We start from the raw sequence: 12,793 nt of genomic DNA, 5'->3' as shown, positions 1-12,793 counted from the left end.
GGAGATCGGTTGGCCCTACTCGCCACCGCGTTGAGGAAAAGCGACATCGACTTGTGTACTCGCGGCATGCGGTGCACCGACCATCAGGTAGTTGGGGTTGGCTCGGCGGACCCGCTCCGTGCCGACAGGACCGTAGCCACAATGATCAAGGCCGCCCCGGCAACCATGAGCAGCGAGGGCTGTTCTCCGAACAGCCACCATGCGCAGGCAATGGCATACACCGGCTCCAGCGCGATGATCATTCCTGCGCTGCGTGCATCGAGTCCGTCCAGGCTCTTCACGAACAAGTACTGCGACAGACCTGTGCAGAACACGCCCAGGAGGCCGAGGTAGACCCAATCGGCCGTCGCCAAGCCGTCGTTTACGAAGCCTTCCAGCGAAAACGGTGAAATCAGCAACGCGACGGTAACGTTCTGCCAGAAAGCAACCTGCATTGCGTCCATCCCGCGCGTGGCGCGGCGGTTGATCATCGCCAGCATGGCGAAGGACAGGCCGGAGGCAAGGCCCCAGAGCAGGCCGATGGTGCCTTGGTTGCCCAGGTCGAACGACGGTGTAACGAGCACCAATCCAGTGGTGATCAGCATCAAGAGGACAGCTTCACGTGCGCCGATTCGCTCACGGAACACCAGCATGTCCAGCAGGGCGATGAAGGCGGGGAAACTGGCGAAGCCAAGTGTGGCGACCGCGACTCCGCCCACCTTGATGGCGATGAAGAAGGTGACCCAATGGGCGGTGAGCATTGCACCGGACAGGAACAGGATCGCCAGTTTTCGCCAGCTCAGGCTGCGAAACAGCGAGCGTCGTTGCACCTGCGAAACGACAAGCAGGGCAAGGACCGCAAAGGCCGCGCGACCATAGGTAATGACCGCTGCATCGGCATGGATCAACGCACCAAGGATACCGGTCAAGCCGAAGAGCACCGCGGCGATGTGGGCAACGGTCAATGAAGCACGATGGCTGCTCGAAGGAGCAACCTGAGTTACATCTACAGAAAGCATGGGCAGTTGGTCTTTACGAAAAAGCGTGGCCGACACACTCCCCTGTGGCCGTGCGCACTGGTTTCGATGACGAATGGGGATTGGGGATGACATCCGGACTTGGCGGATGCCTGGTGCGGCAGCATTGGTGACGCTCTTCCATGAGCTACTGGCTGCTTGAGGGCGGGTAAAGCAAAAAATCTCCGACTCGACCACCGCACAAACGGCGGTGGCGAATCGGGTCAATCAACGCATCAGTTATGCAGACGCGTTGATCCAGATGGTTTTCAGCTCGGTGTACTGGTCATGTGCCCAGATCGACTTGTCACGCCCACCAAAGCCAGACTCCTTGTAGCCACCGAACGGCGTCGAGGCATCGCCTTCGCCGAAGCAGTTGACTGTCACCACGCCCGCGCGGATCTCCCGCGACAGGCGCAGGGCATTGCGCAGGCTGCCGGTATAGGCCGACGCGGCCAGGCCGTAGACGGTGTCGTTGGCCAGCTCGATTGCCTCATCGATGGTCGAGAAGCTGGTGACGCTCAGCACCGGGCCAAAGATCTCCTCGACGAACAGGCGGCTGTCGCGGGCCACGCCGTCGACGATGGTCGGCTGCACGAACACGCCCGACTCAGTTTCGCCACCCTGCACCACAGTGAGCTTCTGCTCGGCGGCGTATTCCAGGTAGGAGCGAACCTTCTCGAAGTGCGACTTGCTGACCATTGCGCCCAGACGGTTGTCCGGGTCTAGCGGGTCGCCCAGTTTCCAGTCCTTGAGGTGTTTGACGATCAGCGACAGCAGCTCGTCCTTGACGTCCTTATGGACGATCAGACGCGAGGATGCCGAGCAGTTCTCGCCCATGTTCCAGAACGCACCGGCGGTGACGAACTGGGCGACTTCGTCCAGGTCCTCGCAGTCGTTCATGACCACCGCCGGGTTCTTGCCACCCAGTTCTAGCACGATGCGCTTGAGGTTGGACTCGGCGGCGTACTTCAGGAACAGGCGGCCGGTGTCGGTCGAGCCGGTGAAGCTGACCATGGGGATGTCCATGTGGCGACCGATGGCTTCGCCCACTTCACGCCCACCACCCGGGACGAGGTTGAACACACCCGCAGGAATGCCCGCCTCATAGGCGAGCTCCACCACGCGCAGGGCGCTCAGGGTGGTTTCCTTGGCCGGCTTGACCACGATCGAGCAACCGGCTGCCAGCGAAGGGGCGATCTTCCAGGCCAGCATCAGCAGCGGGAAGTTCCACGGCAGCACCAGGCCGACTACGCCGATTGCTTCGCGCACAACCATGGTCACGGCCGCGTTGCCGGTCGGGGCGGTGTTGTCGTAGATCTTGTCGATCAGCTCGGCGTGCCAGCGGATGGTGTGGATGGTTTCCGGCACGTCGACGTTCTGGCACTCGCTGACCGGCTTGCCGCTGTCCAGCGATTCGAGCACCGCCAGTTCATGGGCGTTGTCTTCCAGCAGCTGGGCGAACCTGAGCAGGATGTGCTTGCGCTCGCCGGGCTGCAGCTTCGACCAGCGGCCGTCGTCGAAAGCCTGCTTGGCGGCGGCAACGGCCACATCGACATCCTGCACGTCGCACGCGGCGATCTCGGCCAGTAGCTTGCCGGTGGCCGGGTTGGTGGTGACAAAGGTACGGCCCGACAGCGCATCGCGGAATTTACCGTCGATGAAGGCCTGGGTACGGAATTCCATTTTGGCGGCGATTGCCGCGTACGCCTCTTTGCTCAGCAACTCAGCCATTGTTGGAACCCTCGGTGATTTTCGCGATGTTGCGCTTGAGAACCGTGAGGACGTCCTGCAGCGCCTGCTTCTCCTCGCTTTCCAGCGGCTGCATCGGCGCGCGTACGCCGCCGGCGCGCAGGCCGATCAGCTCGCAGCCGTGCTTGATGGACTGCACGAACTTGCCGCTTTCCAGGAAGTCCATCAGCGGCATCAGTTCGGCCATGATGCGGCGGCCCTTGTCGAAGTCCTTCTCGAGCACGCAGGCCTCGTACAGGGCCACGTGCTCGCGGGGAATGAAGTTGGAGCCGGCACACACCCAGCTACGGGCGCCCCAGGCGAAGAACTCCAGGGCCAGGTCATCCCAGCCGCAGGACAGGGCGATATTGGGGTGTTGCACGGCCAGGCGATGCAGACGGGCCGTGTCACCCGAGCTTTCCTTGATGGCGACGATGTTCTTGCAACCGGCCACCTCGGCGAAGAACTCGTCGCCCATGCCGACCCCCATGCGGGCGGGGTAGTTGTACAGCATGATCGGCAGGTCAGCCGCGCGGTCGACGGCCAGGACGTGGGTAGCAATTTCTTTCTGGGTCGGCAGGGCGTAGGGCGGCGAACCAACCAGGATCGCGTCGGCCTTGATGGCCTTGGCGGCTTCGGCATAGGCGACCGACTCTTCGGTACGGACGGCGCCGGTACCTACCACCAGGGGCAGGCGGCCATTGATCACATCCTTGGCCTGGGCGGCGAGATCGAAGCGCTCCTGGGCGGTGTGGGCGTAGTACTCGCCAGTGGAGCCGCCGATGACGATGCCGTGAACCTTGGATTCGATCAGGTGTTCCAGCACTTGCGCGAAGGCCGATTTATCGATGGCTCCCGCGGCGGTCAGGGGAGTGATTGCCGGGGTGAAGATACCGTCAAAGTTCATCTTGGATTCTCCTTGGGTGAGGGGCTTGTCTATTCACCGCGCCGCTGTGTTGTGCAGCGGCTGCGCATGTTCAGTTTTCAGGCCAGTGACGCTGCTTGTTGCAAGTTGAGCGAACGGGTTTCCGGGGCCAGGGCCCAGGCGACCAGCAAGCCGATGAAGGTCACCACGGCGGCGGCAACCATGGTCTGGGCGATGCCGAGGGTTTCCAGCGAGATGGGCACGAGGTAAGTGCCTACCGCAGCTCCAACCCGCGACAGGGAGGTGCCCACGCCGACGGCAAACGCGCGAATCTCGGTGGGGAACAACTCGTTGGGGTAGACCAGTTGCAGCACCTGGGCACCGCCGATGAACAGGGCATAGGTGCCGAACAGGAACAGGATCAGCACTTCCGAGCCGGTGTGGAACGCACTCAGCCCCAGCAGGGCCAGACCGGACCAGAGGAAGCTGTGGATCAGCATGCTGCGGCGGCCGACGGTATTGATCAGGCGAGTGGCGATGATGCAGCCGACGACGAAGAGGAAGGTGATCGCGACCGAGCCGAAGGAGGCCCAATCGCCCCTCAGGTTGAGCGCCTGCAGGACCTTGGGTGCGAAGGCGTAGACCGCAAATACCGGAATGATCGAGCAGGTCCAGAACACCGTGACGAACAACATGCGCTTGCCATAGCCGGAGTGCAGGAGGTTCCACACGGAAAGCTTCTTCACTTCCAGTTGTTCGGGCAGGTTCTTCAGCGAGAACTCATTCCCGTACACCTGCTTGATGATGCTTTCGGCCTCCGCGGCGCGTCCCTTGCTCAGCAGCCAGCGGGGCGATTCCGGCGTGCCCATGCGCAGGGCAAACAGGATCGCGCCGATCACGGCGGGGCTGGCCAGGACCAGCCGCCAGGCTTCGTCGCCACCGACCCGCAGGATGAAGTCGCCGGCAACGTAGGCGAGTGCGGCACCGGCGAACCAGAGAATGGTCAGGGTGGCCAGGCGCGGTCCGCGGTACTTCTTCGGCAGGAACTCCACCAGCAGGGAAGTCGCCACCGGGTACTCGATGCCGACGGCCATGCCGATCAGGAAACGCAGCAGAAAGAGTGCCGCGGCCGATTCGACCCAGTACTGGGCCAGCGAGCCGACGATGAACAGGGTCGGGCCAACGAAGAAGACTTTCTTGCGGCCCAGCCTGTCGGTCAGCCAGCCGCCGAAGAAGCCACCGCAGAAGATGCCGATCAGCGCCGAGGCGGCGATGAGGCCTTGCCAGAAATCGCTGAGGTTCAGGCCAGTGGTCAATTGCAACATGGCAACGCCAATGATGCTGAGGACATAGCCATCAACGAAGGACCCGCCGCCGGAACGGAGGGTCAACAGCTTATGGAAGCTGTTCAGAGGGACATCCTCTACTGATCTAGGAATTGTCATTGTTATTTCCCGTTTATAAGTGTTCGGTTGAATCTGGGCTGCACCAAAACCGCGAGCCTCGAAAGTTCAGGGAGACCATTTGAATCAATCAACAGGCAACAGGACCCACGGGCCTATTGATAATCGGCCCTGGTACTTGCCCTGAGCTTTGAAATAAAAAGTACTCAGCTCTCTTTTCCTGCCCGGTACTGTCCCCACTTGAGGTTGAGATTCACGCCTGCAGAAAGGAAAGGTTCTGGCGGATTCCTGTTGGGTCCGGAGGTGCGTAGCAGGAAGTCGATCAACTCGTTTCGATCGCTTGCCAGCCAATCAGCGAGTAGCTTGCCCGTGGCAGTGCCACGCGTTACACCAAGTCCGTTGCAGCAGAGTGCGCCGTAGACGTTGGGCGCCAGCTCGCCGAAATGACCCATGTGGTTTCTCGACAAGGCCAATGCACCGCCCCAGGTGTATTCGAACTCAACGCCGGGAAGCATCGGGAATCGACGTTCAAAAGAGGTGCGATGCCGCTTCACGAAGCGATCGAGGTACTTGGTGTTGCTGCGACCATCCGGGTTGAAGCTGAAACTGTTGCGAATCAGCAGGCGGTTGTCCGGCGTGCGACGTACCGTGGTGCCAAATGGATCGGCCGGTATCAGTCCCCAGAAGGGCTTGCCGCCAAGACGCGCTTGTTCATCCGCAGTGAGTTGGCGAGTGATGCTGGCGTAGGTGAAGACCGGGAGCATCTTGCCCTTGAGGAAGCCAAAGCTCATGCCGAAGGCATTGTTGGTGAGCACCAGCTTGTCGGCGGTGATACTGCCAAAGGCGTGGGTGAGGACGCTCTTCTCACCGTATTCGACTCCCGTGATGGGCGTGTTCTCGTAGAGGCTGACGTTGGCCGGAAGGCTGTCGGCCAAGCCTTTGACCAGCGCCGAGGGCTGGATGAGCACTGTTCCCGGGGTGAACAGGGCCTTGCGGTAGAAGTGCGTGCCGATGTGCGCGGGGAGGTCGTCGGCCTCGATCATCTCGTAGGCCTGGCCGAGTTTGTCCAGGCCACGCCGGTAGGCATCCAGCACGGCGATGCCACGATCTTCGATGGCAGCCTGGTACTTGCCGCAGGCTTTCATCTGGCAATCGATGTCGTGTTGCGCTACCAGGTCCTTGAGCAAGGACTGGCCGGTGAGATTCAGTTTCAGGCTGATCTTCGCGGTGTCGATATCGCCGATGTAGTCATCGGCCCCGATATCGTGGGGCAGGTCGATGGCAAAGCCGGCATTTCGGCCTGAGGTACCGAACCCGACTTCCTGCGCATCGACAAGAACGATTTCATCATTGGGAAAGTTGAGCGCCAACTGTCGGGCGGCGGCGAGGCCGGTGAAACCGGCACCTACTACAACCCAGCGAGCCGAGCTGTTGCCGTAATGGCTAGGCCTTGGTTGCCGAGGTTTGCTGAGGTGGTACCAACCACAGCTCTTGTCATCGGCAGGTAAAGACGTAATTTTTGTCATATCAGAGACCTAACTTTTTTATTTCAGCTTGATAAACATCCCTTGCGGGCGATGACTCTCTGGACTATGAGCGCTCGGTTACTACCTGACTCTTGATCGGCAAGTGCCACCTTGATCCGTGCGTCGCGAAATCAGCTCGCTCGATGGTGGCTCTCAGGTCCCGTTATATGGGGGATGTCGGCATGAAGATTAATGACACGATCAAGTCGCCAACAAGCAACATTTAGGGGTGGCAATCAATGATCAGAGGTTATGGTTTTTTCGGCGGGGTAATAAAAATAAAAAAACCTGCGCAGGGCAGGTTCTTGTGGGGTTGATTACAATTTAACTCTTTATGTTAGCAATATCGTGTTGGAGAATTAAGCAACGAAATGTGGAGGATAATAATAACGCCAGGTCATCAGGGCTGCGCGAGCAGCCAGTCGCGCAGGCGACAACAGGCGTCGTCATCCTCTTTGTCTTCGTCGAACGTCAGGTAGTGCAGGGTGTCCTTGAGCACCAGTTCCTGCTCGACGGGCCTGATCAGCAATCCCTGCTCGACCAGGCGGCCCACCAGATGATTCCAGCCCAGGGCGACGCCCTGATGATTGAGAACCATCTGGATCAGCAGGATGTAGTCGTTGGCGTTGAAGAAATGAGGGGCGTTGGCCGCGCGTGCCTCGAGATCGATATCGTGGAATGCCAGCCAGACCTTCCAGTCGACATGCTCGGCGACCTGCGAGCGGCCGTAGGGGCTGAGATTCAGCAACACGGTGTCGCGCAGGCCCTCCAGCGTGCGTATTTCCGGGTGTTCCTCGAGGTACTTCGGCGTGCATACCGGGTAGATCACATCGTGCATCAGGGGGTAGCTGCGATAGCCCTCGCGGATCTTGGCGATCTTGGTGACGAAGATGTCCGGGCGCACACCGGGTTCCATGGATAGGAAGTTCTGCGTGGTGATCAGGTTGAGGTCGACGTCCGGGTTCGCGCCGAAAAAACTTGGCAACCGAGGGGCAAGCCAGTGCGCGGAGAATGCCGGCGAGCAGCAAAGGGTGAGCACGCGTTTGGTGGCGCTTTTGTTGCGGATGCGCTCGGCGGCCTGGGAGATGTTGACGAAGGACAACTGCACCGCATCGAAGAAAATCGAGCCGGCGGCCGTGAGCTCCACGGCGCGTCCCTCGCGCTTGAAAAGTTCGGCGCCCAGATAGATTTCCAGCTCGCGAATCTGCCGACTGATCGCAGCCTGGGTCACACACAAGGCTTCAGCTGCTCGCGTGAAATTCTGATACTTGGCTGCCGCGACGAAGGACTTCACGGCGCGTAACGACGGCATCTTGATCAGGGTCTGATCGGGCTCGGTGTGCTTGACCATAACTACAAGTAATCAAAATCCTGAATAAAAAGTCGGTTCTGCCGACTGGCGACCTCGTCCTAGACTCCGGCCTGCTGCAATCGCGGCGGGGCGGCTTAGCTGAGGTTATCCGAAAGGGCACTCATGCAGATAGCCCTGACCTTGGAAAGGGCGAGTTGATGAGTCCATGACTCCATTTTTCGCCGAATCAAGCAAGCACCGACAATTTCCCGGGCCTGTTTCGGAGTGCCTATAACAATGGATAAAAACACCGCTGTATTAGCCCTGATCCGCCAACGCAAAGAGCGTCATGCCCTTCCTCGCGCTGTTTACAGTGACTCGGAAGTGTATCGCCAGGATCTTGAGCATATCTGGCACAAGGAATGGATCTTTGCCGGACATACCTTTGAGCTGGAAAAGCCCGGCCAGTACCTGACCCTGCAAGTTGGCGACTATCCGATTGCGGTGGTGCGTGGCGGCGATGGCCAGGTGCGGGCGTTCCACAATGCCTGCCGGCACCGGGGCTCCAAGGTTTGCACCGAGAACAGCGGCAAAGTTGCCAAGTTGGTTTGCCCCTACCACAAATGGGTTTTCGACCTGGATGGCAAATTGCTGTTCGCCGGTAACATGGGGCCGGATTTCAACGTTGCCGACTATGGCCTCAAGCCGGCGCATTGCGAAGTGGTGAACAGCTACATATACGTCTGCGTGGCCGATAAGGCGCCGGATTTCGAGCAGTTCCGCAAAGCCGTTTCCCCCTTCCTCAGTCCGCACAATCTGGATGACTGCAAGGTGGCGTTCGAGTCCAACCTGATCGAGCGGGGTAACTGGAAGCTGGTCTTCGAGAACAACCGCGAGTGCTACCACTGCGACGGCACCCATCCGGAGTTGCTCAACTCCTACGTTGAGAACCTTTCGGTAGCAGGTGTGGGTGGCGAGGATGACCCCGAGCTGGTGGCGCACTGGAATCGTTGTGAGGCAGCCGGCCTGCCCAGCCGCCTGGTGATGGACGAAGCGGGGCAGTATCGCATGACGCGCATTCCGCTTTCGGCCGGCGCCGTGAGCTACACCATGGACGGCAAGCCCGCGGTGGCCGGTCGTCTCGATCGCAGCGGCGAGAACAATATCGGCGCGCTGCTGTACTTCAACTATCCCTCCACCTGGAACCACTTCCTTGGCGACCATGCCCTGAGTTTCCGTGTGTTGCCGCAAGGCCCCAACGAAACCCTGGTGACGACCAAGTGGCTGGTACCGAAGGACGCGCAGGAAGGCCTCGATTATGACCTCGATCGCCTGACCCGGGTCTGGATTGCCACCAATGACCAGGATCGTCGCCTGGTCGAGGGGGCTCAGGCGGGTGTCAGCTCTCCCGCCTATGAGCCCGGGCCTTACTCGTCGATTGCGGAAAACGGAGTCTGTCAGTTCGTGGATTGGTACTGCGCGACCATGACCAGCCGGTTGGTCGACTGAGCCACGTACAGCTTCGACTTGGCCCCGTTCACCCGTCTGGTGATACGGGGCCTTTTTTATTCTGGAAGGCCCTGTGGCCAACAACCTGGTGATGCAACCCATGATTTCCCTTTCTCGGCGAAATGGTCATGCCAAGGGCTTCTTGCTCGTACTGCTGGCTGCGTTCTGTTACGGCCTGCAGCCTCTGTTCGCCCAGTATGCCTACGCCGGCGGTGCCGACCCGGTGGGGCTCCTTCTGGCGCGCTTTTCGATTGCCGTTGGCTTATTGCTGGTGTTCCTGCGCTGGCGGGGCATAGCCCTTCCCGTAGGCCGCTTGGCGGGACAGAACCTGCTGCTCGGACTCGGCTATGGGCTCGCGGCATTGGGGTACTACAGCGCTGCCCGATCCACATCGGTCAGTCTGGCGATCATCCTGGTGTACAGCTTTCCGGCCTTCGTCACGGCGGTATCCATAACCTGGCTGGGGGAGCGGACCAGCGCCCTCAAGTTGGTCAGCCTGGCGTTGGCCCTGGGTGGGGTAGTGATGGCCACGGGGCTCAGCCTGTCTGGCGCATCGATGGGGGCGCTATGGGCGCTGTTCGCCGCGGTGTGCTACGGGGCATCGATCATCTACGGCACCCATCGGGTCGTCCATGAGAACCCACTGGCATCGGCCGCCATGTTGCTCCTGGGCTGCGCATTGACCTTCGCCCTGGCGGCCCTCGTGCAAGGCGCTTCCTTGCCTTCGACCTCCTTCGCATGGGGGGCGACTCTGGGACTGGCGCTGTTCGCCACCCTGGTACCGGTGGCGGCATTCCTGGCCGGCTCGCCGCATATAGGCCCCTCATCGGCCGCCACCTTGTCGACCGTGGAGCCGGTGGTGGCCGTGACCATTGCGGTATTGCTCATGGGCGAGCAAGTCACAACTTCCATGTTCGGTGGCGGACTGATGGTGCTGCTCGCGGCAGTTTTCCTGGCGCGTCAGGGGCCTGTGGAGCCGGAAATTGCTTCGCTGCAAGGCGGCGCCACGGGTGATCAATAACATGAAGTTATGGTTACGGGCGAACAAATGTCGTTGGACGCTGTGAGGGTCTGAACTTAATTTGAAGCTGCAACGCGACATTCATAAATCGATGTCGCTTTTATGGAGCAGGATTTTCTGCGCGCCGGTTTGCCCACGTCAGAGACGAATGGATTTCCGGTTTTGCTGGGCGCTTGTCACAGTCCATCTGGCGACTGGGAAGCGCGAAGTTGACTGATCGGTTAATAAGCATAACAAAGAGGGTTGTATGAATCAGGCCGACGATATTCTTTCGGTAAAGAACATCTTCAAGGTATTCGGACCCCATCCGGAAGTTGCCATGGAGATGTTGAGAAAGGGCGCCGACAAGAATGAAATTTTCCGCAAGACTGGGCATGTCGTCGGGGTATTCGACGCCAGTTTCTCGGTCAGGCGCGGCGAGATCTTCGTCATCATGGGGCTGTCCGGCTCAGGCAAGTCGACCATGGTGCGGCTGTTCAATCGCCTGATCGAGCCCACATCCGGCAGCATCCACCTGAACGGGCGCGAGATCACCGGCCTGTCCGACAAGGAACTGCTCGATGTCCGCCGCAAGGAAATGGGCATGGTCTTCCAGTCCTTCGCACTGATGCCCCACATGAGCGTCCTGGAAAATACCGCCTTCGGCCTGGAAATCTCCGGCGTGGGCGAGGGCGAGCGCCATGCCCGCGCCAGCGAGGCCCTGCGCCAGGTGGGCCTGGCCGGACACGAGCACAGCTACCCGCACCAGCTCTCCGGTGGCATGCAGCAGCGCGTCGGTCTCGCCCGTGCCCTGGCCAACGACCCGACGATCCTGCTGATGGACGAAGCCTTCTCCGCCCTCGACCCGCTGATCCGCAGCGAGATGCAGGGCGAGCTGATACGCCTGCAGGCCGAGCAGCAGCGCACCATCATCTTCATCTCCCACGACATCGAAGAAGCCATCCGCATCGGCCATCGCATCGCGATCATGGAAGGCGGCCGGGTGGTGCAGATCGGCACGCCGCAGGAACTGCTGAATCAGCCCGCCAACGAGTACGTCGAGACCTTCTTCAAGGGCTTCGACAGCTCACGGGTACTCAAGGCCGGCGACGTGGCCCAGTTAGACCCGGCGACGGTATGCCGGGTGAACGGCAAGGCCCCGCGCTTCCAGGCCGGGGTGCCCTACGGCTACCTGATCGACGAGCGTGACCAGCTGCTGGCCGTGGTGGGCGCGGACGAGTCCGGCAGCGTGGCGGCCGGGCAGCCGGAAGCACAGTTCAGCCTGCACAAGCAGCACCCTGTCTACACCGACACTCCCCTGCATGACGTGCTGGATATCGTCGCGGCACTCCCATATCCCGTGCCCGTCCTGGATCACAGCGGTGCTCTGAAGGGCACCATTTCCAAGAATCTGCTGTTGCAAACCCTGAGCCGCCACTGAGCGCATCCCTCGATCACGCAACAGCCGCAACTTCGGAGAGTAGGTAGCCCGCATGTCTGAATTCAGTCTTCTCGATCCGTTCCAGAGCGCCAACATTCCGCTGGGTGAGTGGGTGGAAACCACCCTGAATTTCCTGGTGCACAATTTCCGCGACGTGTTCCGTGCCATCCGCTGGCCCATCGACCAGGTGCTCAACGGGTTCGAATACGTCCTGCAGAGCATTCCGCCCACCATCGGCATTATCCTGTCCTCCATGCTTGGCTGGCAGCTGGCCGGCAAGCGCATGGCACTACTTTGCTTCGTCACCCTGACTCTGCTCGGCCTGATCGGCGTATGGTCGGAGTCCATGACCACCCTGGCGCTGGTGCTGACCTCGGTGTTCTTCTGCGCCGTGTTCGGCATCCCGCTGGGTATTCTCTGTGCCCGTAGCGACCGCCTGGAGCGATTGGTGCGGCCGGTGCTCGATGCCATGCAGACCCTGCCGGCATTCGTCTACCTGGTGCCCGTGGTGATGCTGTTCGGCATCGGCAACGTGCCAGGCGTGCTGGTGACCATCGTGTTTGCCTTACCACCGCTGGTGCGCCTGACCAACCTGGGCATCCGCCAGGTGCCCGAAGACAAGATCGAGGCCGCCCGCGCCTTTGGCTGCACCTCACGGCAGATGCTGACCCGCGTGCAATTGCCGCTGGCGACCTCGACCATCATGGCCGGCCTGAACCAGACCCTGATGCTGTCCCTGTCGATGGTGGTGATCGCCTCGATGATCTCGGTTGGCGGCCTTGGGCAGATGGTCCTGCGCGGCATCGGTCGCCTGGACATGGGACTGGCCACCGTCGGCGGGGTAGGGCTGGTGTTGCTGGCCATCTTCCTCGACCGCCTTACCCAGGCCATGGGTGCGCGCACCAGCGCCGACCCGAGCCTGCGTTGGTACCACACCGGCCCCGTTGGCGCGCTGCTGCGTCTGTGCGGTGCCGGGCAATCCTCCGGGGGGCGCAAGACCGCCTGAGCCGACTGATTCGATCTGCCGAACCC

10 protein-coding genes are annotated in these 12,793 nt (G+C 60.9%); 4 read left to right on the top strand and 6 right to left on the bottom strand.

Annotation, left to right across the window (positions count from 1 at the left end):
- Nucleotides 1-83 precede the first annotated feature (83 nt).
- The 6 genes from E8F11_RS16570 to E8F11_RS16545 form a co-directional block, all read right to left on the bottom strand.
- Nucleotides 84-998: a DMT family transporter gene (locus E8F11_RS16570; RefSeq protein WP_280289928.1), complete on the bottom strand. Its 915-nt coding sequence runs from the start codon at nt 996-998 to the stop codon at nt 84-86.
- A gap of 237 nt (nt 999-1,235) precedes the next feature.
- A complete protein-coding gene (locus tag E8F11_RS16565) occupies nt 1,236-2,729 on the bottom strand; it encodes an aldehyde dehydrogenase (RefSeq protein WP_280289927.1) in 1,494 nt (497 codons plus the stop codon).
- Nucleotides 2,722-3,633, bottom strand: a complete 912-nt coding sequence (locus E8F11_RS16560; protein ID WP_280289926.1) for a dihydrodipicolinate synthase family protein — start codon at nt 3,631-3,633, stop codon at nt 2,722-2,724. The genes E8F11_RS16565 and E8F11_RS16560 overlap by 8 nt, the downstream gene beginning before the upstream one ends.
- 77 nt (nt 3,634-3,710) lie before the next feature.
- A complete protein-coding gene (locus E8F11_RS16555; protein WP_280289925.1) occupies nt 3,711-5,036 on the bottom strand; it encodes an MFS transporter in 1,326 nt (441 codons plus the stop codon).
- 164 nt (nt 5,037-5,200) lie between these two features.
- Nucleotides 5,201-6,520: an FAD-binding oxidoreductase gene (locus E8F11_RS16550; RefSeq protein WP_280289924.1), complete on the bottom strand. Its 1,320-nt coding sequence runs from the start codon at nt 6,518-6,520 to the stop codon at nt 5,201-5,203.
- Nucleotides 6,521-6,920: 400 nt separating this feature from the next.
- The gene (locus E8F11_RS16545) at nt 6,921-7,871 is read right to left on the bottom strand and encodes a LysR family transcriptional regulator (protein ID WP_280289923.1); all 951 of its coding nucleotides are present in this window, start codon (nt 7,869-7,871) and stop codon (nt 6,921-6,923) included.
- Nucleotides 7,872-8,108: 237 nt separating this feature from the next.
- Between E8F11_RS16545 and E8F11_RS16540 the strand changes: the two genes are divergently transcribed.
- The 4 genes from E8F11_RS16540 to proW all read left to right on the top strand — a co-directional run bounded on the left by E8F11_RS16540 (nt 8,109) and on the right by proW (nt 12,767).
- The gene (locus E8F11_RS16540) at nt 8,109-9,320 is read left to right on the top strand and encodes an aromatic ring-hydroxylating dioxygenase subunit alpha (protein WP_280289922.1); all 1,212 of its coding nucleotides are present in this window, start codon (nt 8,109-8,111) and stop codon (nt 9,318-9,320) included.
- A 73-nt stretch (nt 9,321-9,393) separates the two neighbouring features.
- Nucleotides 9,394-10,341: a DMT family transporter gene (locus E8F11_RS16535; RefSeq protein ID WP_280289921.1), complete on the top strand. Its 948-nt coding sequence runs from the start codon at nt 9,394-9,396 to the stop codon at nt 10,339-10,341.
- Between the two features lie 247 nt (nt 10,342-10,588).
- Nucleotides 10,589-11,761 carry a glycine betaine/L-proline ABC transporter ATP-binding protein ProV gene (proV, locus tag E8F11_RS16530; protein WP_280289920.1) on the top strand — a complete coding sequence of 391 codons (1,173 nt, stop codon included), beginning with the start codon at nt 10,589-10,591 and terminating at the stop codon, nt 11,759-11,761.
- 52 nt (nt 11,762-11,813) lie between these two features.
- Entirely contained in the window at nt 11,814-12,767 is a 954-nt protein-coding gene (gene proW, locus E8F11_RS16525) for a glycine betaine/L-proline ABC transporter permease ProW (RefSeq protein ID WP_280289919.1), read from the top strand.
- Nucleotides 12,768-12,793 lie beyond the last annotated feature (26 nt).

Origin of the sequence: Pseudomonas sp. BN417 (assembly GCF_029871205.1) — a bacterium.
Lineage (GTDB): Bacteria > Pseudomonadota > Gammaproteobacteria > Pseudomonadales > Pseudomonadaceae > Metapseudomonas.
Note: the sequence above shows the minus strand (reverse complement) of the source record. Positions and strands in the feature narration are given on the sequence as shown.

Bases quoted from the DNA above. Each gene is read 5' to 3' on its own strand.
- E8F11_RS16570 (WP_280289928.1), bottom strand. From the start codon at position 998: ATGCTTTCTGTAGATGTAACTCAGGTTGCTCCTTCGAGCAGCCATCGT.
- E8F11_RS16565 (WP_280289927.1), bottom strand. From the start codon at position 2,729: ATGGCTGAGTTGCTGAGCAAAGAGGCGTACGCGGCAATCGCCGCCAAA.
- E8F11_RS16560 (WP_280289926.1), bottom strand. From the start codon at position 3,633: ATGAACTTTGACGGTATCTTCACCCCGGCAATCACTCCCCTGACCGCC.
- E8F11_RS16555 (WP_280289925.1), bottom strand. From the start codon at position 5,036: ATGACAATTCCTAGATCAGTAGAGGATGTCCCTCTGAACAGCTTCCAT.
- E8F11_RS16550 (WP_280289924.1), bottom strand. From the start codon at position 6,520: ATGACAAAAATTACGTCTTTACCTGCCGATGACAAGAGCTGTGGTTGG.
- E8F11_RS16545 (WP_280289923.1), bottom strand. From the start codon at position 7,871: ATGGTCAAGCACACCGAGCCCGATCAGACCCTGATCAAGATGCCGTCG.
- E8F11_RS16540 (WP_280289922.1), top strand. From the start codon at position 8,109: ATGGATAAAAACACCGCTGTATTAGCCCTGATCCGCCAACGCAAAGAG.
- proV (WP_280289920.1), top strand. From the start codon at position 10,589: ATGAATCAGGCCGACGATATTCTTTCGGTAAAGAACATCTTCAAGGTA.
- proW (WP_280289919.1), top strand. From the start codon at position 11,814: ATGTCTGAATTCAGTCTTCTCGATCCGTTCCAGAGCGCCAACATTCCG.